Source organism: Pseudomonas sp. DE0157 (assembly GCF_007678615.1).
Classification (GTDB): Bacteria; Pseudomonadota; Gammaproteobacteria; order Pseudomonadales; family Pseudomonadaceae; genus Aquipseudomonas; species Aquipseudomonas parafulva_B.
Window position 1 is genome coordinate 177,021 of record NZ_VEJN01000004.1, and the last position, 21,541, is coordinate 198,561.

Annotated in this window: 22 protein-coding genes and 1 tRNA gene; 12 read left to right on the plus strand and 11 right to left on the minus strand. The window is 60.0% G+C overall.

Annotated elements, in window-relative coordinates; all coding sequences use genetic code 11:
* Nucleotides 1-97 precede the first annotated feature (97 nt).
* Nucleotides 98-451, plus strand: coding sequence for an SH3 domain-containing protein (locus FS777_RS07500; protein ID WP_145254786.1), 354 nt, complete (start codon nucleotides 98-100; stop codon nucleotides 449-451).
* 657 nt (nucleotides 452-1,108) lie between these two features.
* On the opposite strand, the gene FS777_RS07505 is transcribed toward FS777_RS07500, so the two are convergent.
* The 3 genes from FS777_RS07505 to FS777_RS07515 all read right to left on the minus strand — a co-directional run bounded on the left by FS777_RS07505 (nucleotide 1,109) and on the right by FS777_RS07515 (nucleotide 4,923).
* Entirely contained in the window at nucleotides 1,109-2,530 is a 1,422-nt protein-coding gene (locus tag FS777_RS07505; RefSeq protein ID WP_078478376.1) for a GGDEF domain-containing protein, read from the minus strand.
* Between the two features lie 119 nt (nucleotides 2,531-2,649).
* Nucleotides 2,650-4,479, minus strand: a complete 1,830-nt coding sequence (locus tag FS777_RS07510) for an SLC13 family permease (protein ID WP_145254789.1) — start codon at nucleotides 4,477-4,479, stop codon at nucleotides 2,650-2,652.
* Between the two features lie 153 nt (nucleotides 4,480-4,632).
* Complete coding sequence (locus tag FS777_RS07515) at nucleotides 4,633-4,923, minus strand: RcnB family protein (protein WP_058603420.1); 291 nt, start codon at nucleotides 4,921-4,923, stop codon at nucleotides 4,633-4,635.
* Between the two features lie 116 nt (nucleotides 4,924-5,039).
* Here FS777_RS07515 and FS777_RS07520 point away from each other — a divergent pair, with 116 nt between their 5' ends.
* Both FS777_RS07520 and FS777_RS07525 read left to right on the plus strand, forming a co-directional pair.
* Nucleotides 5,040-5,390: a hypothetical protein gene (locus FS777_RS07520; RefSeq protein ID WP_058637888.1), complete on the plus strand. Its 351-nt coding sequence runs from the start codon at nucleotides 5,040-5,042 to the stop codon at nucleotides 5,388-5,390.
* A gap of 104 nt (nucleotides 5,391-5,494) precedes the next feature.
* Nucleotides 5,495-6,316 (plus strand): bifunctional 2-polyprenyl-6-hydroxyphenol methylase/3-demethylubiquinol 3-O-methyltransferase UbiG, encoded by an 822-nt coding sequence (locus tag FS777_RS07525; protein ID WP_145254792.1) that lies wholly within the window; start codon nucleotides 5,495-5,497, stop codon nucleotides 6,314-6,316.
* Here FS777_RS07525 and FS777_RS07530 read toward each other — a convergent pair whose 3' ends face one another.
* From FS777_RS07530 to FS777_RS07545, 4 genes are all read right to left on the minus strand, one after another.
* Entirely contained in the window at nucleotides 6,317-7,084 is a 768-nt protein-coding gene (locus FS777_RS07530; protein WP_145254795.1) for an SDR family oxidoreductase, read from the minus strand.
* 37 nt (nucleotides 7,085-7,121) lie between these two features.
* Nucleotides 7,122-8,189 (minus strand): phosphotransferase family protein, encoded by a 1,068-nt coding sequence (locus FS777_RS07535; protein WP_058637885.1) that lies wholly within the window; start codon nucleotides 8,187-8,189, stop codon nucleotides 7,122-7,124.
* Nucleotides 8,190-8,388: 199 nt separating this feature from the next.
* The gene (locus FS777_RS07540) at nucleotides 8,389-8,706 is read right to left on the minus strand and encodes an SCP2 sterol-binding domain-containing protein (protein ID WP_027916140.1); all 318 of its coding nucleotides are present in this window, start codon (nucleotides 8,704-8,706) and stop codon (nucleotides 8,389-8,391) included.
* 56 nt (nucleotides 8,707-8,762) lie between these two features.
* Nucleotides 8,763-9,473 carry a histidine phosphatase family protein gene (locus FS777_RS07545; RefSeq protein WP_078479408.1) on the minus strand — a complete coding sequence of 237 codons (711 nt, stop codon included), beginning with the start codon at nucleotides 9,471-9,473 and terminating at the stop codon, nucleotides 8,763-8,765.
* Nucleotides 9,474-9,668: 195 nt separating this feature from the next.
* On the opposite strand from FS777_RS07545, the gene sohB reads away from it, so the two are divergent.
* The 3 genes from sohB to FS777_RS07560 all read left to right on the plus strand — a co-directional run bounded on the left by sohB (nucleotide 9,669) and on the right by FS777_RS07560 (nucleotide 11,606).
* Entirely contained in the window at nucleotides 9,669-10,688 is a 1,020-nt protein-coding gene (sohB, locus tag FS777_RS07550; RefSeq protein WP_058637883.1) for a protease SohB, read from the plus strand.
* Nucleotides 10,689-10,839: 151 nt separating this feature from the next.
* A tRNA-Cys gene (locus tag FS777_RS07555) sits at nucleotides 10,840-10,913 on the plus strand.
* 492 nt (nucleotides 10,914-11,405) lie between these two features.
* Nucleotides 11,406-11,606, plus strand: coding sequence for a hypothetical protein (locus tag FS777_RS07560; RefSeq protein WP_058637830.1), 201 nt, complete (start codon nucleotides 11,406-11,408; stop codon nucleotides 11,604-11,606).
* 70 nt (nucleotides 11,607-11,676) lie between these two features.
* Here FS777_RS07560 and FS777_RS07565 read toward each other — a convergent pair whose 3' ends face one another.
* Nucleotides 11,677-12,564 carry a LysR family transcriptional regulator gene (locus FS777_RS07565; RefSeq protein WP_058637829.1) on the minus strand — a complete coding sequence of 296 codons (888 nt, stop codon included), beginning with the start codon at nucleotides 12,562-12,564 and terminating at the stop codon, nucleotides 11,677-11,679.
* Between the two features lie 89 nt (nucleotides 12,565-12,653).
* A complete protein-coding gene (locus tag FS777_RS07570) occupies nucleotides 12,654-14,036 on the minus strand; it encodes a VOC family protein (protein WP_078478379.1) in 1,383 nt (460 codons plus the stop codon).
* A gap of 349 nt (nucleotides 14,037-14,385) precedes the next feature.
* Here FS777_RS07570 and FS777_RS07575 point away from each other — a divergent pair, with 349 nt between their 5' ends.
* Complete coding sequence (locus FS777_RS07575; RefSeq protein WP_145254798.1) at nucleotides 14,386-15,645, plus strand: MFS transporter; 1,260 nt, start codon at nucleotides 14,386-14,388, stop codon at nucleotides 15,643-15,645.
* 226 nt (nucleotides 15,646-15,871) lie between these two features.
* On the opposite strand, the gene trbK is transcribed toward FS777_RS07575, so the two are convergent.
* On the minus strand, nucleotides 15,872-16,117 hold the full coding sequence (trbK, locus tag FS777_RS07580; RefSeq protein WP_145254801.1) for an entry exclusion lipoprotein TrbK: 246 nt from the start codon (nucleotides 16,115-16,117) through the stop codon (nucleotides 15,872-15,874).
* Nucleotides 16,118-16,240: 123 nt separating this feature from the next.
* Nucleotides 16,241-16,960 (minus strand): SOS response-associated peptidase family protein, encoded by a 720-nt coding sequence (locus tag FS777_RS07585; RefSeq protein WP_145254804.1) that lies wholly within the window; start codon nucleotides 16,958-16,960, stop codon nucleotides 16,241-16,243.
* Between the two features lie 103 nt (nucleotides 16,961-17,063).
* Between FS777_RS07585 and FS777_RS07590 the strand changes: the two genes are divergently transcribed.
* The 5 genes from FS777_RS07590 to hcnB all read left to right on the plus strand — a co-directional run bounded on the left by FS777_RS07590 (nucleotide 17,064) and on the right by hcnB (nucleotide 21,540).
* Nucleotides 17,064-17,492, plus strand: coding sequence for a LexA family transcriptional regulator (locus tag FS777_RS07590; RefSeq protein ID WP_058603391.1), 429 nt, complete (start codon nucleotides 17,064-17,066; stop codon nucleotides 17,490-17,492).
* Nucleotides 17,482-18,756, plus strand: a complete 1,275-nt coding sequence (umuC, locus tag FS777_RS07595; protein WP_078478380.1) for a translesion error-prone DNA polymerase V subunit UmuC — start codon at nucleotides 17,482-17,484, stop codon at nucleotides 18,754-18,756. The genes FS777_RS07590 and umuC overlap by 11 nt, the downstream gene beginning before the upstream one ends.
* Nucleotides 18,757-18,963: 207 nt before the next feature.
* A complete protein-coding gene (locus FS777_RS07600; protein ID WP_078478381.1) occupies nucleotides 18,964-19,659 on the plus strand; it encodes a lipopolysaccharide kinase InaA family protein in 696 nt (231 codons plus the stop codon).
* Nucleotides 19,660-19,843: 184 nt separating this feature from the next.
* A complete protein-coding gene (locus FS777_RS07605) occupies nucleotides 19,844-20,149 on the plus strand; it encodes a (2Fe-2S)-binding protein (RefSeq protein ID WP_058637822.1) in 306 nt (101 codons plus the stop codon).
* Nucleotides 20,146-21,540: a cyanide-forming glycine dehydrogenase subunit HcnB gene (gene hcnB / locus FS777_RS07610; RefSeq protein WP_145254808.1), complete on the plus strand. Its 1,395-nt coding sequence runs from the start codon at nucleotides 20,146-20,148 to the stop codon at nucleotides 21,538-21,540. Before FS777_RS07605 ends, hcnB begins: the two co-directional genes overlap by 4 nt.
* Nucleotide 21,541: the final 1 nt, after the last annotated feature.

Genomic DNA, 21,541 nt, shown 5'->3' on the forward strand with positions numbered 1-21,541 from the left:
CCTACATTACGCGCCAAATATTCCCACAAAGAGGCCGCAAAGCAGCAACTTCCACAGCTTCTGCTAGGCTCGGAGGTTTCCGGCCAAGGAGAGGCCTGTGCATTTCATCGTGATCGAGCGACATCGCAGTGCTTACCGACGCCCCCTTCGTTTCGCTCAAGGCACGCTGCTGGAAGTGGGCCCGCGTTACGAGAGTGAGCCGGGCATGCGGGACTGGTACTTGTGCAGTTGCACGGGCCAAGAGCCGGGTTGGGTACCGGAGCAGCTTATTGAACGCCTGGATTTCAATCAGGGTAGGGCGTTGGATCACTATTGCGCCCATGAGCTGGATGTGGACCCAGGTCAATTGGTGCAGCAGTTGCATCTGCTCAACGGCTGGCTGTGGTGTCGTCGTCACGGGGATGGGGAGCTGGGATGGTTGCCTGCCGACAAGCTCCAGCAACTGATATGAACGTAAGCGAACCAGCGGCGGGATGGACGGGTACGAAGGGTGTCTACCCTTCATCTGATCTGCTTTTTTTCTACAAACCTGAATCTGTAACCGTATCAGTGAAAAACGGAAAATGACGTCATTCCGTATCACACTGTCGAGGTTTCAATGAGCAAGCTGGCGCTGTTCCTGGGTGGTTTCCTGCTGTTGACCATCATGATCGGGCTGCTGGGAACCATTCCTCCTAGTTGATCGCATGAGCGTTTCCCTCCTTCCAGCCCGCCGGGTTCCATTGCCCAGGCGGGCTTTTGATTTGTGCCACAGCCCAGCGCTGCTCAACTGTCATTCTTCAAGCCTGGTGTCTTCACAGCCCCCGCTGTGCACGGCTCATTCATTCAAGGGTCGAAGTGGGATAAGTCGTTCTCCAGGCTGGGAAATCTGTCCACAGAAAAAGTGGGTAGGTCTGTGGATAACGTGCTGCAACCCAAGCGCCCGGCGGGCTCCGTTAAATTGAGCAGAAATTGAGCAACATTTTGTCTGGCTTTTGGACTGCCTGATCGAGCGGGGCCGTCGCACAGGTCCTTGCTCAAATCGCCTGAGCGGCCGGCTTGACGTGCCGGCGATAATCTTGATTTGCCGGGTGAAGCTACTGATTTCAATGAGCGCACAGCAATAGGCTTAAATGGCCCGACGCTGCGGCTCAGCTTGCTCCACGCGATTGCGTCCCTTCGCTTTGGCCAGGTACAGCGCCTTGTCGGCACTGGCCAGCAATGCGGTCAGATCAGGAGTCGGCATGCCTTCGTCGCAGCCTGCCAGACCGATACTGACCGTGATCTGCAAACGCTGCCCGGCTTGCTCCACCTGAAGGTCCTGAACGGCACGGCGCAGGCGCTCGGCCGTAAATTGCGCCCTGTCCGGTGCAAGCCCTGGCACGATGATCACGAACTCCTCGCCACCCATGCGCGCGAATACTTCGTTGCTGTGCAACTGTTCCTGCAACGCATCGGCGAACTGGCGCAGCACCTGGTCGCCAACGGCGTGCCCGTGGGCATCGTTGATGGACTTGAAGTGATCGATATCCAGCATCATCAGCGTCAGTGGCAGGAACTGCTGATGCTGACGACTTTCCAGCAGCGCGTTTGCACGCTGGGTAAAGGCGCTGCGGCTCAAGGTACCCGTAAGGTGGTCGGTGGTGGCCTGGTGTGCCAGACGGGCAAGCAGGCTGCGATTGGCCTGGGTCACGCAGGCCACCACCAGCGGCCCCAACACCAACATCGCGATGCCCAGGCGCGCAGACATCAGCGCCGTCACACCCGACTCGCTCTGCGGCACGCTGAAGTGCATAAGGCTCTGGGCAACGGCAACGATCAACGTGCTACCGGCGGTCAGCGTCAACAACGAAACCAGAAAGGGCGAGTACGTCCAGGCACACCACAAAAGGGCGGCGATCGGAAACGCGATGGCGCCCGGGCCGCCGAACGCGATGCTGAACGCCAGCGACACCAGCATGACCAACAGCGGGGCGAGGCGAATCTTCTGGCTCCCGCCCTGCAACAAGGTACGCGCTGCCGGTGCGGTGAGCATCACCGGCAATACCAGCACCGCGGTGGAAAACTGCTCGCTGAACCAGGCCAGCCAGGTGCTGCGCAGGGACTGCTCGAACCAAGGCGCGGCCATCACCGAGGCCAGGCTCGCAGCCACTGAGGCCCCAGCCGCGCAGGCGCCGAATACGCATAGCACCCCATGGGGCGTGCGCATGCGCCGATGCAGGCGCGGCAAGCGCGAAAGCAATTGCCACAGGGTGACCACAACGCCCATGTTGCACAGGTTGAACCACAGCGCCGGCGCCAAGGCACTGGCACAGAGCAGGTCGGCGCCAACCATGGCCAACCACATCAGCACGAACCCGGACACAGTTGCCTGGCGGGGATAGCGCAGCAACACACCTGCCAGTGCGGCATTGACTGGCCAGAACAAGGACAGGGATTCGATCGGGCGAGCCAGGATGCCGCCAATGGTAAGCGCGAAGGTCAGGCTGAACAGTGCGGCGTAGGGCAACAAGCGCGATTGGGCTGGAAAAACCATGGGCTCGACCGGCAAGCGGAAACGATATCCAGGACGACCGCTGAACGCACCTGGGGCAATTGCGCATCAGTGTGTTGTTCCGGCTAGTTGATGTCAATCTGCCCAGCTGGAAGGTTTTGCGCGTGCCGCCAACCTCACAGCCCGAAGAACCACGGCACCATGACCACCGTGACCCCCATCACCAACAGCGTGAACGGCACCCCTATCTTCACGAAGTCCGCAAACCGATATTGCCCTGGGCCCAGCACCAGCGTGTTCACCGGCGAAGACACCGGCGTCATGAAGGCCGCCGAGGCTGCCAGCGCCACCGTCATCGCAAAGGGGTAGGGCGACATGCCCAGCTGCGCCGCGGTCGAGATGGCAACCGGCGCCATCAGCACCGCGGTCGCCGTGTTGGAGATAAACAGCCCGATCACAGCCGTGACCGCGAACAGGCAGGCCAGCATGGCGCTGGGCCCGGCGTCGCCCAGCACATTCACCAGCGCCCCGACTACCAAGTCTATGCCACCGGTTTTCTGCAAGGCCTGGGCAAAGGGCAACATGCCCACGATCAGGATCAGACTTTGCCAATGGATCGAACGGTAGGCGCTGTTCATGTCGATGCAGCGGCCTGCGCCCATCAACAGGCAACCAATGAGCGCTGCTATGACATTGGGGACCGCGCCACTGACCATCAAGCCAACCATCACCGCCAGGCTCAGCAGCGCCTGGGGGGCGCGCCGGCGAGCAGGTGCCACCAGATCGACCTCGGCCGGCAAGCTCAACACCAGAAAATCGCGCGGTTTGCCTTGTAGCTGGCGTACTGCCTTCCACGGCCCGACCACCAGCAGGGTATCGCCCAGACGCAGCTTTTCTTCGACCAACTGGTCTTGCACGGCCGCCTGGTCGCGCCGCAAGCCCACTACGTTAAGGTCGTAACGCGAGCGAAAGCCAAGCTCCAGGATGCTCTTGCCGATCAGTTGCGAGCCCGGCGGCAGGGACACCTCGGCCATGCCTACCTCCTGGGACTGGTCGATGAAGTAGGCGGCCTTGAAGTGCAAGGGTTCCAGTTGCATGGTGTGGCACAGGCTGCGCAGATCGTCGCGGTTGGCAAACAGGTCCAGCAGCAGCACATCCCCCTGGTGCAGCACGGTGTTGGAGTCTGGCGCAATAACGCGCGTGGTGAACTTGTGCTGACGTTCAATACCGATGACGTTGGCTCCGTGGCGGGTACGCAGCTCCAGCTCGCCCAGGGTATGGCCGATCAGCGGTGAATGGGGGCGAATGCGCAAGCGACGCTCGCGACCATTGAGCTTGTAGTCCAGAACCAGGTCCAGCAGCGTGCGCCGGGTCTCGACACGTCCGTCCTTGCGCACCTCGCCATTGAGCCAGTGTCGCGTCAGAAGCATGTAGCCCACACCCAGTACCAGGACCACCAACCCGAAGGGCGTGAAGCTGAAGAACGAGAAGCCTTGTTCACCATGGCGTACCAGTTCGCTGTGCACCACCACGTTGGGCGGGGTCGCCACCAGGCTGAGCATGCCACTGATCAGGCCGGCAAAACTCAGCGGCATCATCAGGCGGCTGGGAGAGAGCTTCAAGCGCGCAGCAATGCTCAGCACGACCGGTATGAAGATGGCCACTACCCCCGTGGAGCTCATGACCGAACCCAGGCCGGCCACCGCGACCATCAGCAGTACCAGTAGGCGCGCCTCGCTGTTGCCTGCCCGTTCGCTCATCCATTCACCGATGCGATAAGCGATACCGGTGCGCACCAAGCCTTCACCGATGACGAACAGGGCAGCGATGAGCACCACGTTCGGGTCGCTGAAACCTGCCAGCGCTTGGTCGATCGTCAGCACGCCCGACAGTGGCAACGCTACGATCACCAGCAGCGCTACGACATCCATGCGTGGACGGTTGATGATGAACAGCACAACGACAATGGCAAGCAGGGCCAGCACCCATGTCAGCTCTAGATTCATCGGGAGAGGTGTTCCTTCACACAGGGCACATGAACAATAGCCGGTAGTGTGCCACCTGAGCGTGTACGAGGTGTTGATGTATTGCAGTGTTTAACGAGGAGAGGCGATGCGGGGGCTTGCTCGGCGGGTGCCTGACACCCGCCGAGCAATGGGTCATTTGACGTGCTGGATGGCCAGAACCACGCCATTGGTCGTTTGTACGAGGACGTAGCGATCGCCCATGCGTACCCAATGGCTTTCTTTTTCCGGTGCCGGCAGGCCCTTGGCTTTCCAGTCCTTGATGGCCGCTTCGTCGCGCTTGTATTGATCCGGGGCTTTATCGCCTTCTTTCAGTTCACGGTTGTGGGTGGCCGAATTCTGCACGCTATCGTCGGTGGACGTTGCTGCAGTGGCGACCATCGGCAGGCAGGGCAGGGCAGCGAGGAGCAGGTAGTGCAGTTTCATGGCGGTTTCCTTGTTGCGTGGTGTTTGTGCTAAGACAGCGGAAGTCGCACCACAATTCACTCGCGTCCATGCCAGTGCTAGAGTCGCCTCCTTCTTAATGATTTAGAGGATGGACCATGCGTGTGATTTTGCCCCTGGCCGCAGCCGTGCTGCTGGTCGGTTGTGCTTCTGCGACCATGGATGCGGCCCGCAGCGGCCAACCCACTACGCACATGAACTCGCGCAAAGCGCCTGAACGCGTTGCCCAGTGCATCCAGTACGGGTGGCAGGAAGAGCGCGTATTCGGCCAGGACGCCAGCGGCTACCTGGAGCCGCGCAAGCAAGGCGGCTTTACGGTTTATACCCGCGAGGCCGAGACGTTCGTCGATGTCTACCCGCAGGACGGCGGTACGCGTATCGATTACTACACACAGAACGACAACGGCGTCTCGTTGCAGCGCCGGGCGGCGGCCGCAACCTGTCTCTGACGGGTAACGTGCGAGCCAGGGCTTTACACTTTTTTGCATCAGAACGCTGCCAGGTGTGTGGCATCGGCCGCTAGACTGCGGCATCGCCCATCGAGGATGTCGACGTGAACCCTTCATTACAGCTGAACCAGGCCAATTGGGACGAGCGCGCACCGCTGCACGCAGCCTCACAGGACTACCAGTTCGATCAGTACGTCCAACACCCTGCGCACCTGTCACAGACAGTTCAGTTCGACCTGCCGATGCTGGGCAATGTCGAGGGGCTGAGAGCGGTACACCTGCAGTGTCACATCGGCACAGACACGCTCTCGCTTGCCCGGCTGGGCGCCGATGTGTGCGGCCTGGACTTCTCTGCGGCCTCCCTGGCGCAGGCCAAGCGGCTGGCGACCCTGTGCGCTATGCCCATCGACTACCATCAGGCCGATGTGTACGCCGCAGCCCAGGTGTTGCCAGCAGGTACGTTCGATCTGGTCTATACCGGCATCGGCGCCCTGTGCTGGCTGCCCCGTATCGCGCCGTGGGCACAGACCGTGGCGGCCCTGCTCAAACCCGGCGGCCGGCTTTTCTTGCGCGAGGGGCACCCCATGCTCTGGGCGGTCAATGAAAGCCATCAGGACCGCCTGCAGCTCGACTATCCCTATTTCGAATGCGAGCAGCCAACTGTATGGCAGAGCGACGAGACCTATGTGGCCACCTCGCAGCGATTGGCGAACACCCAAACCCATGAGTGGAACCACGGGCTGGGCGAGTTGATCACCGCGCTGATGGCCAACGGGTTGCAGCTCACAGCGCTGTTAGAACACCAAAGCGTGCCATGGGAAGCGCTGCCGGGGCAAATGGCCAAGGGCCCGGACGGGGAGTGGCGGCTGCGCGAGCAACCGGCCCGCCTACCGCTGAGCTATACCCTGACAGCCGTCAAAGCCTGATCAGGACAGGTAGCCACCGTCCACGTTGAGCGCCGCCCCGGTCGTATAGCTGGAGGCGTCGCTTGCAAGGTACAGGACAGCCCCGGCCATTTCCTTCGGGTCTGCCACGCGCTTAAGGGGGATTTGCTGTAGCGCTGTATTGAGGATGGCTTCGTTTTTGACCAGTGCCGATGCAAACTTGGTGTCAGTCAGGCCCGGCAACAAGGCATTGCAGCGAATCCCGAACTGCGCACACTCCTTGGCAAACACCTTGGTCATGTTGATAACCGCCGCCTTGGTCACCGAATAGATGCCCTGGAACAGGCCAGGTGAAACGCCATTGATCGAGGCCACGTTGATGATGCTGCCGGCGCCGTGCTCGCGCATCAGCTTGCCTGCTTCCACCGACATGAAGAAATAGCCGCGAATGTTCACATCCACGGTTTTCTGGAATGCCGCCGGATCCGTGTCCAGCACATTGCAGAACTGCGGGTTGGTCGCGGCATTGTTCACGAGGATGTCCAGGCGTCCGAACTGCTCGCGTATACCGGCGAATACCCGCTGGATTTGCTCCAGTTCGCCGATGTGGCACGCCACTGCTGTGGCCTTGCCGCCGCCAGCGATGATGGCTTCGGCAACGTGTTGGCAGCTCTCGAGCTTGCGGCTGGAGACGATCACATGTGCACCTTGCTGCGCCAGCAAGTGTGCAATCGCTTCGCCAATGCCTCGGCTGGCCCCGGAAACAAAAGCGATCTTGCCCTGAAGGTCGAACAGGTGGGTCTGCGGCATGCTGCTGGTCCCTTGTTGTCGTAAGGTGCGTTGGTGATCAAAGGCTGGACTTGGCAATGACCTGCAAGGTCATCTGCTCCAGCAGCCGGTTCATGTGAATGAATTGGGCGAAACGCTTGTCCTGGGTCTGGCCATGGAAATAACGAAAGTAGATCTGCTGGACGATGCCGGCCAGACGGAACAGACCGTAACAGTAGTAGAAATCGAAGTTGTCCAGGTCGATGCCTGCACGCTCGGCGTAATGGTCCACGAACTGGCGCCGGGTAAGCATGCCCGGCGCGTTGCTCGGCTGACGACGCATCAGTTGTACCGGCGCCGGGTCGTCTGCCTGGATCCAGTACGCCAGGCTGTTGCCTAGGTCCATCAAGGGGTCGCCCAAGGTGGCCATTTCCCAGTCCAGCACGCCAATGATGCGCATCGGGTTGTCGGCATCCAGGATGACATTGTCGAACCGGTAGTCGTTATGCACGATTGCAGGTGTGACGTGGTCGGCAGGCATTTTCTCGCGCAACCAGGTTTTGACCTGCTCCCAGCGCGGTGCGTCGGGGGTCATGGCCTTGTCGTAGCGGCTGGCCCACCCTTCTATCTGGCGTTGCACGTAACCGTCCGGCTTGCCCAGGTCGCTCAAGCCGCAGGCGCTGTAGTCCACGCGATGCAAGTCCACCAAGCGGTCAATGAAGCTTTTGCACAACGCCGTGGTGCGTGCAGCATCGAGGTTAAGTGCAGTGGGGATGTCCGAGCGCAGAATGACCCCTTTGACGCGCTCCATGACGTAGAACTCACTGCCGATCAGGTGGGTATCGGTGCAGTGCGCATAGGCCTTGGGGCAGTAGGGAAACCCATTGTTGAGCTGGTTGAGAATACGAAACTCACGCCCCATGTCGTGCGCCGACTTGGCTTTTTGCCCGAACGGCGGACGGCGCAAGACCAGTTCTCGGTCAGCGTATTTGACCAGGTAGGTGAGGTTGGACGCACCACCCGGGAACTGGCTGACGGCGGGCGCACCGGTCAAGCCGTCAATGTGCGCCTTGAGGTAGCGGTCGATGGCTGCCAGGTCAAGCTCCTCGCCGGAACGTACTTGCGTGGACTGGTCGGTGAGCGTCATGGGTTTTCCTTATTCTCGATCACTCGGACTATTTTGCAATCTAATGCTTGCGCTCGGTTGGGACAAGCGTCCCAGGTCGCTATTGGCCAGGGTGTTGCCGGTCGATCAACACCTTTGATGCTTGCCGTGCCGGTAAGCGCCAGACCAAAAAAAACCGAAGCCTTATGGGCTTCGGTTCAGGGTCATCCAAGGATGCTGCTCAGGATGGGAACAGTTCGCTGAGCTTCATCGACAGCATCATGTCGCCTTCCACGCGCAGCTTGCCGCCCATGAAAGCCTGCATACCGTCGGTTTCGCCGCTGACGATGCCCTTGAGTGTTTCGCTGTCCATTACCAACGTGCAGTTGGCGTCTGGATTCTCGCCTTCCTGCAATTGGCAGGTGCCGTCCTTGACGATCAGGGCGTAGTGCTTGTCTTCATCGGTGATGTTGAAGCCGAATACCAGGTCCAGGCCTTGGGCAGCGGATGGGTTGAATTTCTCTTGCATCTTTTTGACGGCATCAGCTACGGAGGTCATGGCGCATTCCTTATAGAGTGATTTTCACGTCCCCGCAGGGACACAACAGGCCGGGCTCACCGGTAGGTGATGAGCTCCGGCGTCCTCAACAGTTGCACATGGGCTTGACTGTTGAAAGAAGCCAATGCCACGTCGCGGCCTCTGAACTTCAATTGGCTCAGCGACGTGTTGATTATCTGCCAGTTCAAGGCAAATGCCTGATCCGGGGTAATGCCTGAAACCAAGTGCAGCAAGGCGGCAATGGTGCCACCGGAGGTGAAAATGGCAATGTTGTCGCCACTGCCTGCGCTGTCCAGCACGCGGTTCAGCCCCTCGCGCACGCGGGCAGTGAACGCTTCCCAGGTTTCCAACTCGTCGCTGCCATGGGTTCCTGAGTGCCAGCGTTGCACCATCAGCGCGAACAGGCGCTGAAACTCGCTGCGGTGCTGCGCGACGTTGCTCAGGATGGCTGGCGCGTTGGGTTCGTCTATCGACAAACCAGGCAACAGCGCACGGATCACCCCATCGGCGTCGAATTCGTTGAAAGCCGCGTCGGTCTCAACAGCCGGCACGGCGTTGCCACCGGCCTGCATTGCTTGAAGGGCGAGGCGGGCAGTGTCCTGCTGGCGACGCAGATCGCCCGCCACACATCGCTCCAGCCGTACCCCTAGCTGAGCAAGGTGCTCACCCAGCGCCTGACTCTGGCGCACGCCAACGGGCGACAGCACATCGTAGTCCTGTGCGCCGAAGGAGGCCTGGCCATGTCGAATCAGGTAGAGGTTGCCCACGAACGCTTCCGCCATTGAAGGTTGCTGCCGAGGTTAGGGTGCGGTGCACGGCGCTGTCAACGAAAAACATACAAGCGTTTGAAAAGGTCGTTTGAAAGGTATTGCCAGCGTTTACATCCCCTGGCAGCGCTTTAGGTGCACCGGTATGCTTGTACCATTCACGCGCCCTCTGGCGCAGCTATCGAAGGAGTCACCGTGGAGTTTCTTGCCGAATACGCAAGCTTTCTCGCCAAAACCGCCACCCTGGTCATCGCTGTTCTCATCGTGCTGTCGGCCATTGCCGGCTTGCGCGGTAAAGGGCGGCGCAAACCGGGTGGGCAATTGCAGGTTACCCGCCTGAACGCGTTCTACAAGGACCTGCGCGAGCGGTTGGAATCAGGCCTGTTCGACAAGGCTCAGCTCAAGGCGTTACGCAAGCAGCAGGCCAAGACCGAAAAGAAAACCCGCAAGGACAAGTCAGAAGAAAAAGCCAGGGTCTTCGTGCTCGATTTCGACGGCGACATCAAAGCATCTGCAACGGAAAGCCTGCGCAACGAAATCACCGCACTGCTCACCCTCGCCACCCCTCAAGACGAGGTGGTACTACGCCTGGAAAGCGGGGGCGGGCTGGTACATAGCTATGGCCTGGCTGCCTCCCAGCTGGTCCGCATTCGCCAGGCCGGCATCCCCTTGACGGTGTGCATCGACAAGGTGGCTGCAAGCGGCGGGTACATGATGGCCTGCATTGGCGAGAAGATCATCAGCGCACCTTTTGCGGTGCTCGGCTCCATCGGTGTCGTGGCACAGTTGCCCAATATCAATCGCTTGTTGAAGAAGCACGACATCGATGTCGAGATGCTGACTGCCGGTGAATACAAGCGCACCCTCACCGTGCTGGGTGAAAACACCGAAAAGGGTAGGGAGAAGTTCCAGGAAGACCTTGATGTGACCCATCAACTGTTCAAGGACTTCGTCGCCCGCTACCGCCCCCAGCTGCATATCGATGAAGTGGCCACCGGCGAAGTGTGGCTGGGCATTGCAGCGCTGAACCGCAAGCTGGTGGATACGTTGCAGACCAGCGATGAATACCTCAGCGAGCGCGCGCGCAGTGCCAACCTGTTCCACCTACACTTCGCAGAGCGCAAGAGCCTGCAGGAGCGTATCGGCATGGCAGCCAGCGGCACTGTGGAGAATACGCTGGTAGGTTTGTGGAGCAAACTCGGTCGCCTGCGCTAACACCTTGAACCTGCTAAATTTTTTTTTCGTTCAGGGGGTTGCGCGGTTACGTGAATGTAGACATAATGGCGCCCATCGAAACGCAGCAAGCTTTAAAGGTGCGGTGTTTCGGGGAGATAGCGAAGCGTAAGCTGCTAGATCCTGACTTTGAGGCCGAGTAGCAAAGTGGTTATGCTCCGGATTGCAAATCCGTCTACGCCGGTTCGATTCCGACCTCGGCCTCCACCATTCGAAAGCCCCGCAGCCATTTAGGTTGCGGGGCTTTTTTAATGCCTATGGGTTTTGCCCTTCGGTTGCCATGGGTCGGATGTTGTTATTCATACCCAAGCCCGTGCGATTAAAAGAGCAACGTTGGAACCCAGCATGATGTGGGCTTCTTCGCTTCAAGCGGCAGAATTTCCCCGAGGCGTGCCCTTTGTTTCGAGTCATGAAAAGAAAAATCTCAAGGGCGCTGCGAAAGTGGGTCGTTTACCTTGTACTTGCAGGGCTGGCAGGCAACTCCAGTCGAGTGTTCGATCACTTGTCCGCCTTGAAGCCCTGGCGCGTGGCCAAGGGCTTTGCGGCGTTTCTCATGACGACCCTGTAATACTGCTCTGCTGGCGCAGTGTGTCTACCCTTCAAACCAGTCACTGGCCGGCAGCGTTCACGTCTGGTCATTGGCTAAGGGCCCATGATGTAGCTAAGGTTCAGTACTCACCCCGCCCAAGGAAAACGCGCATGTGGTGGATCGGCCCCGAAAAATCCAGGTTCAAGATTCAGCGACGCATATCGGCCGTGGTTCTGGTATTGGCCGTGTTGTATCTTGCCACTCAAATCGAAGCGTACATTCATGGCCAAGCCCCCCTGACAGACGTGCTGGGAGGGCTGTTCCTGACCGCGCTGGGTGGCGGCATGCTTTACATGGCGGACAGGTGGTAACCCCGGTCATGTAAGGTGGCTGACTGTATCTGCAACATCGAAGGTGCATGAGATCCGGACGTAGGTCCGCTCAAGGCGTCTGCTCGCACACCCAGTCCACGAAATTGCGAATCTTCGGTGAATCGTGACTCTGGGTCGCATAGGCCACGTAATGAGCATCCGGGCTTGGTGCATAGTAGTGCAGGGGGATCAACAAGGCCCCGCGCTGCAGTTCTTCTGTCACCATGAACCTGGGTACCAAGGCCACACCCAAGCCTGCGATCGCCGCGCGAATGCACAGGTCGAAGGTGTCGAACTGCGGGCCCCTGTAGCTGTTTCTGGACGTCATTGCCTGGGCACCCAGCCAGTCATGCCAAGCCTCGGGTCGCGAAACGCATTGCAAGAGCGTATGGCTGTGAATGTCATCGATAGCCTTCAGCGGCCGGTGCAGCAGCAGAGCAGGGGCGCACACGGGCACGACGTCTTCGCGAAACAGCTCGACGCATTGGGCGCCGGGCCAGGTGCCGCGTCCATAGAAGAATGCAACGTCCGCTTTGGCCTGCAACAGGTCGAATGGCTCCAGCTCATTGCGCACGCTTAGCCGTACGTGCGGGAACGCTGCGCTGAATGCCGGCAACCGAGGAATCAACCAGCGCGAGCCGAATGTCGGTTGAGTTGCGATTCTCAAGGTTTCTGCCTGGCCATCGAACGTCAGGATGAAGCGCGTCGAGATGTCCGTCTGGCTCAGAATCTTGCCAACTTCGCTCAGGTACAGCTCGCCCACGGCGGTCAGTTGCAAGCCGCCACGCAACCGATTGAACAGCCGGCGCTGCAACATCTGCTCAAGTTGAGCGACCTGCTTGCTGACGGCGCTTTGCGTCAGGTTCAGTTCACGGGCGGCGAGGGTGAAGCTGGCATGACGGGCAGTGGACTCAAAGCACTGCAGCGACATCATGGACGGAAGCAATTTCTTGTGCATGGCTTGCAGGCATCACCTAAAACTATGGCCAGGCAGGCCGGACGAGCCGCCTGGGCCAGGGCGGCTGGGCGGCTGGGCGGTCGGCCAATCTATGCGCTGGTCGCCGGGATTTCAAGCGCGTGCAGGCAGGACGCGATGGATTGCGCCTGGGCCTGGGCGTACAGAGTCGTCTCGTCGATCACGCGTGCACCCAGTGCTGCCTCCAGCTGCTGCTGGTTACCTTGCGTCATGGCCTCGGCTTTGGCGCTGTCGCCGAGGTTGGACTGAAAGATCCCGGCGGCGCTCACAGGCAGGAAGTCCTCATACACCAATGGCTCGAAGCCGACTGCACCTTGTTCGATCAGTGCTTCCAGATTCGTCCCACGCGCTTTGGTCGCATCCCTCACGTAGTAACTGAAGTAAGCGAGCTTGTGCGTGCGCAGCGAGGCGTAGTCGTCAGGAAAAGCGCTGAATACTGTGTTGAGTATGTGCGCGTACTGCTCAGCGTTATCTGCGCAGGGTGCTGCGCCCAGGGCTTGCCGGGCTTGGCTCAACAGCCGGTCATACAGCGCCTTGCCCGCAGGTGTCAGCGCCGCGCCTCGTTGCTCGATTTCTCCGAAGCGAGCCGTGTGATGACCCGGGGCTCCATCACCACCAGCGAAGGTCACCGCTTCCTGCAAGGCCTTGAAGCTTGTCTGGCGCAACAGGATCGGGCATTGGCGCGGCGGTGGCCCTTCGATGACTGCCTTGGGGGTCATGCCGCGCGAACGCATCTGGGCCTGCGCGCGGTCGATGTCGAGCGTGCGGGGCGTAAGGTGGTTGATGTGCGGCCCACGAAACGCCACCACGTCAGCGATCAGGCGATGCTGGTCATGCAGAGCGCGGTATTGCTGGGCACTGACCGTCGCGCTCTGGTGCCAACGAAAGGTTTCCAGGGCCTCTTGGACGAACGCTTGAGCGTCCGTATCGGTAAGCCCGCCGTCACGTTCGTGGCGATCGATGAACGCCATTACACCAGGGGTGAAAATGGTCCGCGCGTTCAGCAACTGGCAGGCCTGTTCACGCAGTTGTGGGTCTTCGATCAATTCGAGCCGCAACAGCGAGGTGAACACCCTGAACGGATTGGCGCGCAGCGATGCGGCCTCGATCGGTCGGAACGCAGTGGCATGCACCGGCACGGCGGCGATGCTCAGGTCGTAGTAGCCGACTGGCGACATGCCCATGACCGCGAACAGTCGGCGCAAGCCTCGCAGTTCCTCGGCCGTTCCAACACGGATAGCGCCATGGCGTTCCACGCTCAGGCGTTGCTCGTCCCCACTGCTACGCAGTCGTTCTGCCAACGCGGGCTGGGCGGCCAGGGTCTGGGTATTGACTTCGGCGACCAGGTCCAGCAAATCGCCATACAGCGGTACCTCCTGCTTGTACATCGCTGACAGGGCGCTACTGAAAAGCGCGCGGATTGCGTCGGGGTGCATGAAACGGACCGGGTCCATGGTGAGCCTCCTGGGAAATTCGAGGCCTGCATTGATCACGGTGACGCGTCGTCCTGGCAAACGAATTAACCGAATCGCTGCCTGACTTTTTCGCATGCCTGGCCTCAGGTACATGCACCTGCTGTACCACAGCATGCCAAGTCGTCAGCGACAGCGGCTTGCGCCTTGTAAACCAGGCCATTCCTATCGGGAATGCAGGCCCGATATTTTTTCGTTTGCGTGAATACAGGTTTTACCGCAGGTTGTGACGGCCTTTGGCGGTGGGCTGTGCCCGCCGCTCGCGCTGTTGCCGCAGCGCCGTGTAGTGCCGGAACAGGCACGCCGTAACCCGCCATAATAAGGATAAAACATGCACAACCCTAACCCCGCCGGGGTCACCGCCGCGTCCACCGAGCGGACCTGGATCACAGCCTTCGTGTTTTGCTTCCTGACGATGGTCATCGATGGCGCCGATGTCATGATCCTGGCTTATAGCCTGGCCACGCTCAAAGCGGAATTCGGCCTGACTGGCCTGCAGGCTGGCATGCTCGGCAGTTGCACCCTGGCCGGCATGGCTGTTGGGGGCATTTACGGTGGTTGGGCGACCGACCGTCTCGGGCGGGTACGTACCGTGGTGCTCAGTGTGCTGCTGTTTAGCCTTGGTACGGGACTGTTGGGCTTTACCGAGAACTATGTGCAGTTTGCGATCATTCGCTTTGTCTCGGCCCTCGGCCTGGGTTCGGTGTACGTTGCATGTAATACACTCATGGCCGAGTACGTACCTACCCGGTTTCGAAATACCGTTCTTGGCAGCCTGCAAGCGGGCTGGTCGGTCGGCTATATCGTTGCAACGCTGCTCGCTGCCTGGATATTGCCAAGCTACGGCTGGCGCACGTTGTTCTTCGTGGGCGTCACGCCGGTGATTCTGGCCGTGCTGATGCACAAGATGGTGCCGGAACCTTCTACCTGGACCCGCCTGCAGAGTGCTGATCGCGCAGAGCGCAAGGCGCGTGAGCGCGTAGAGGGCGGCAAGTACAAACAGATCTTCGCCAACCCTAATGCCGCAAAGATGTTCGTCCTTTGGTCACTGACCGCCGGCTTCCTGCAGTTCGGTAACTACGGTGTCAACAACTGGATGCCCAGCTACCTGGAAACCGAGCTGGGCATGGCGTTCAAGCAGATGACCACGTTCCTGGTCGGCACCTACACCGCTTCGATCCTCGGCAAGGTCATCGCCGGCATGGCGGCGGACAAGTTCGGGCGGCGCAAGGTGTTTGCCGCTGGTTGCCTGGGCACGGCGCTGTTCCTGCCGATCATCGTGCTGTTCAACCAGCCGGAAAACATTCTCTGGCTGCTGATTGTCTTCGGCTTCCTCTATGGCGTGCCTTACAGCGTCAACGCCACGTACATGACGGAAAGCTTCGAGGCCAAGTTCCGTGGCTCTGCGGTTGGGGGTGCCTACAATATCGGGCGTATTGGTGCAGCGGTCTCACCGGCTGCCATTGGCTTCTTCGCCAGCCAGGGCTCGATCGGTGTCGGTTTCCTGATCGTCGGTGCTGCGTATTTCCTTTGCGGCATGATTCCGCTGCTGTGCATCCGCGAGAAACAATTCGACCCGGCTCGGGAATGATCGGTGATAGCCGATAGGGGCGGGGCGCTTGCTAGGCAAAGCTTGACTCACGTTTTGAAGAAATGACCACGTGCATTCACCGCTTTCGCTAAATGTGTGCCGTACGCAAAGGCCTGTGAGTCCTGAGTCCGCCAGAAAACGCCGTCTATAAAAGCGGCGTTCGTGTTCGGTAAGCTTGACGATCCTGGGTTAGATCACCGTATCTGCAATTATCTGGACCAGCTGATCAGTACTTGCCCTTGGGACTTTTCTCGAACTTCCATTCCGTCATTTTTTTCGCTGCCAGGAAACTCTCGCAGTTGGCAATGAATTCCTTGCGGTTGGCTTCCTTTGACAAACTGGCAAGGTTTTTTTCGTACAGCTGCGGGCCACAGTTGTCTGCCGTTGGCTCGGGCACTTTTTCTTCGGTGCAGCCTGCCAGCAGGGTAATCAACCCAACAAGCGGGAGGAGGTGGGAGCGTTTGCTGTCCATGACGTAATCCTTCGTCGGTCTCTTTCAAAGTGCGTGCAAGCTGTTTGTTACCCAGCCTGCGGGTGCGCAGCCTATCAGGCCAGCTGTGTTATTTGGCTAGCACACCCCCGCATGACGTTCTATTCAGAACTCGAGATCACCCTGCCTGCTCTCTTTGGCAATCGGCCTTATCAGTTGCGCACCCTGATTACGAACATTGCCAACGGCTTTGTCGACCGGATGCCAGCGAAAGTCAGTGGCCGGACGGCAGCCTGCCGCCACGATCGCCTCGGCGCGCTGCGCTGAAGTGGCAGGGTCTAACCACTCCCTGGCAAGGTGCGGTGCCAACACCAGGGGCTTTCGGTCATGAATATCGATCAAGCCTTGGTCAGCGGCTGCCGTGATGATCACGAAACCATCACGCTCGTCCGGTTCAAGGGTCTGGTGAACTTCGGCAAGCGCGGCAAAGTAGAGCGGTGCACCGTCGGCACTGGTGATGTAGTAGGGTTGCTTGCGCTTGGGGTTTTGCGCATCTGGCAGCCATTCAAACCAGCCATTGGCGGGGGCGAGCGCTCGTGCATGTGGCCAGAGACTCTTGAAGAACTTGCCAGTGGTTGCGGTTTCGGCCCGGGCATTGATGGGGTCGAGTCGCTTGCCTTTGGCCCAGTGAGGCGACCATCCCCACTTCACTTTGTCTACATGCAGGCCATCCTCAGCCTGGCGTATAACTTCGACACGGGTAGAAGGCGCCACGTTATAGCGATCAATCGGCTCATGGTCATAGCCGTTGATCACGACCAGATCCAGCGCCAGTTGTCGCAAGTAGTGATCCATCGACTCGTAGATCGAGTAGCGTCCGCACATGTATCCACCTCTCGTCCGTCAGAAATTCACACGTTCAGGATTGACCCATTCGCCGAAGCCAGTTTAACTGTATATGCATACAGTTTGCATTGGACTTTCTCTCATGACCATCACCTTCCTGGGCGCGCCATGTGGCAGCTCTGAACCACTCCCGATTTATTCGTACTACGTTCCAGCCGGTTTTCCATCGCCTGCCGCGGATCATCTTGAAGGCCACATATCCCTTGATGAGCTATTCGACATCCGCGCACCGCATGTGTATCTGGTGAAAGTGGAGGGTGACAGCATGCAAGGCGCTGGCATCTATTCGGGCGATATCGTGGTGGTGGACCGGGGGCGCGAGGCCGAGCACGGGGATATCGTGATTGCGGCCATCAACTGTGAGCCGGTGTGCAAACGCCTGCACCGACGTGACGGTGTGGTGATCTTGAAGTCTGAGAACCGAGCCTACCCGCCGCGCTATGTCATGGAGGGTGATGATCTGCTCATTTGGGGCGTGGTGCGCTATAGCGTCCGCGATCATGCGCAGTGAGCCGATATTCGCGCTGATCGACTGCAACGCGTTCTACGCCAGCTGTGAGCGCGTATTTCGGCCCGATCTGGCGAAGACGCCGATCGTGGTGCTGAGCAACAACGATGGCTGCGTCATTGCCCGGTCCTATGACGCCAAGCCATTCGTGAAAATGGGCGAGCCTTATTTTCAGGCGCGGGAAAAACTCCGCCGGCACGGTGTCGTGGCATTCAGTAGCAATTACGCGTTGTATGGCGACATGAGCGAGCGGGTGATGACGCTGATCGAATCGATGGTGCCTGCTACCGAGGTCTACAGCATCGACGAATGTTTTGCTGAGCTCACTGGCATGGCCCAGGACCTGACGCTGTTCGGGCACCGGCTGCGCTTGCGCATCGCCCAGTGCACCGGCATTCCTGTCGGTGTGGGTATCGCACGCACCAAGACCCTGGCCAAGCTGGCCAACCACACTGCCAAGCGGCTGCAGCGCCACACTGGCGGCGTGGTGGACATCACCGACCCGGTCAAACGGGACTGGGTGCTGCGCAATACTGCGGTCAAGGAGGTGTGGGGCATCGGGCGCAAGATGACCGCGCACCTGGAGGGCATGGGCATTCGTACGGCAATGGATTTGGCCCGCGCCGATGCCTGGACGTTGCGACAACGCTTCAACGTGGTGGTGGAAAAAACGGCCAGGGAGCTGGCGGGCACGCCTTGCCTGGAACTGGACGATGTCGATCCGCCCAAGCAGGAAATCTGCAGCAGCCGCATGTTCGGCATGCGCCTGAGCGAGTTGGCGCCGATCAAGCAGGCGGTGGCCACGTACGTCGGCCGTGCTGCCGAAAAGCTCAGGGCCCAGGGGTCGGTGTGCAAGCGCATGCGGGTGAGCATCCGCACGGGCATGTTCAACCCGAACGAAGTGCACCATGCCCAAGGCGCCTGGGTGGAGCTTCCCTATCCGACTTGTGACACGCTGCTGCTGACCCGATTGGCTACCGATGCCGTGGAGCGGATCTTCCGGCCGGGGCTTCGTTACAGCAAGGCGGAGGTGTTGCTGATGGACCTACGTCAACCAGGTGATTTTTCGGGTGACTTGTTCGCCCCCAGGCAATCGGTGGCGCGCGATCGGCTCATGGAAGTAATGGACAGTATCAATGAGCGTTGGGGCAGGGGAACGGTCCGTGCGGCCAGCGTGCCAGCCGCACCGGACTGGGGCATGAAACGGGAGATGATGAGCCAGTCCTACACCACCCGAATCGATCAGCTATGGACTGTCAGGGGGTGAGCGGGAGGTGGCTCGACTTCGGCGAACTGGCGCAAACTTAAGCTTACGGCTGCCGGATTGTCTGACAATGGCGATTGCGCCCGCAGTTTTGTCCGTTCATGCCTGAAAAAAACGATCAACGCCGTGTCGCAGTAATCGCTTTCTTTCAGATTTGACTGATATATTTCGCCCCTTGCCGCAGTGTGGCTCAATATTCAGCAGGTTTTAATGAAACACGTTAGCGCGTCTGGCCTTGAGGCCTCTCATCCGCCGGTACAAGCCATTCTGAGTGCTCCTGGGATGTGGGTAGAGCCGCCAAATATCCGCAGGGGCGGCGAGAGCGGTGTATTGAAGGTCGAGCTCGACGGCTTCACGTTCTACAAGAAGCAGCAGGTCGGCCATATCTACCGCAGCCTGGTCCACCCATTCGGCTATCCTACGGTGGCCCGTGAGGCCAAGGCGCTGCGTGCCGCTGCCGCGCTGGGCGTCGCTACGCCGTTACTGCTGCACAGTGACGTCCACAAGCAGGACGGTGAGTGGCGTGCGGTGATGGTCACGGCAGGGCTGGACGGGTATGTATCGCTTGAAGACTTCTACCTCCAAGGCCTGGACAAGACCATCGAGCCCAAGCTGCACCACGATATTCTCGAAGCGTATGGGCGTGCGCTGGCCACGCTGAATCTCGGGCGTTGGCAGCATGGTTGCCTGTATTTGAAGCATGTGTTCGTCGCCTTCGACGAGTCTGGCATCAAGATCGCGCTGCTGGATTTCGAAAAGGCCAGGCAGCGGCTGACCGCGATGAAAGCTAGCCGTCACGACTTACGACAGGTCAAGCGCAGGTCTGACTGGGCACCGACCGAATGGGAGGCATTTTGCAGGGGGTATCGGCAAGTGTTCGGCATGGATGTGGAGCGATTTCTCTGACGCCATGTTAGAAGTGTCAGGGGTTTTGAAGCGCTGATTCCACTGGTAGAAGGCGACTTCGCTTACAGACGTTTCTCACCAAGTGGCAAGGTTGCGTCGTAAAACCCCGTCCCAGGTCAATTTTTCGGCCTGACGCCTCCCGTAGTCTGTCTGTCTTTCAATCACGGAAGGCAGACGACATTCCATGGAACGAACCCTCGATATACAGCCACTCCCGGCTGAACAAATCCCCCTTTCCATCAATGGCACTGCCGTGACTGCCGCCCCTGGCGAAACGGTTCTGAGTGTGCTCAATGCCGTGGGCGTGCGTCAGCTCGCCCTCAACGACCATGGCCAAGTCAGTGGCGCCTTCTGCGGCATGGGGGTGTGCCATTGCTGTCTGGTCGCTATCGACGGACGCCCCAAGCGGCGCGCTTGTCAGACGCTGGTGCGGGCTGGCATGCGCATCGAAACCCAGGTCAATGCGGTTGTCGGGGAGGCGCGGGTATGAGTGGGCATCCAGTCATTGTCGGAGGGGGCTCGGCGGGGATGGCTGCCGCCATCGAGCTGGCGGACGCGGGCGTGCGCTGCACGCTGATCGACGAGGCATCGCGCCCCGGCGGGGTGGTCTATCGTGGCCCGCTGCGCGCAGGTGTCGACCTGGGCTACCTGGGCGCTCGTTACAGCAAGGCCCTGGGTAAACTGCACACCGACTTCGCCGCCCGTGCGCAGTCTATCGACCTGCGGCTCAATAGCCGCGTCGTGGGCGGTGATGACCGTAGCCTGGTAGTGCTCGACGAGCAGGAGCAGTTGCAGCCGCTGGCCTTCGAGCAGCTGATCCTGGCAGCCGGTTGCCATGAGCGCAATGTGCCGTTTCCAGGCTGGACCCTGCCGGGCGTCATTCTGCTCGGCGGGTTGCAACTGCAGATCAAAAGTAACGTGGTCAAGCCACTGGGCACGACCCTGATCGCTGGCACAGGCCCTTTACTGCCGTTGGTTGCCTGTCAGTTGCACGCCGCCGGTGCCAAGGTGGCGGGTGTGTACGAGGCCTGTGCGTTCAACCGTATCGCGCGCCAGAGCCTGGCGCTGATGAACAAGCCCCAGCTGTTCCTCGACGGCCTGAGCATGCTGGCCTACCTGAAGTTGCACGGCATTCCCATGCACTACGGCTGGGGCGTGGTCCAGGCGCGGGGCGAAGGTGAGTTGGCCGAAGTCAGCGTGGCGCCCTACGACGATGCCTGGAGGGCGGACATGACCCAGGTGCGCCGCGAGTCGGTGCAGACGCTGGCGGTAGGCTACGGCTTCATTCCGCGTACGCAGCTCAGCCAGCAATTGGGCCTTGCCCATGGCTACAGCACCGATGGCTATCTGCGCGCCGAGTGCAACGTATGGCAGCAAAGCAGCCTGGAACATATTCACCTGGCAGGCGACATGGCCGGCATCCGCGGCGGGGAGCCGGCCATGCTGACCGGGCGCATCGCGGCTGTGTCAATTCTGCAGCAGCGTGGCGTGCTGAACGCCGCGCAGGCCATTGAACGGCGCGAGCGTTACCTGGGCCAGTTGGCAGGCATCAAGCGTTTCCGCTCCGGCGTCGAGCGCTATACCGCGCGGGGGCCAGCGCAGGTCGAGTTGCCACAGGCTGACACAGTGATTTGCCGCTGTGAGCAGGTGACGCGCGACGCCATTGATCTGGCATTGGAGCAGGGGGTTCAAGACATGGCCGGGCTGAAGATGCGCACGCGGGTGAGCATGGGGGATTGCCAGGGGCGCATGTGCGTGGGCTATTGCAGCGATCGACTGCGCGCCGCCACTGGCCGCGCTGACGTAGGTTGGTTGCGTCCTCGATTCCCAGTAGACCCGGTACCGTTTTCGGCATTCAAGCACGTGGGCACGGAGGCCTGAC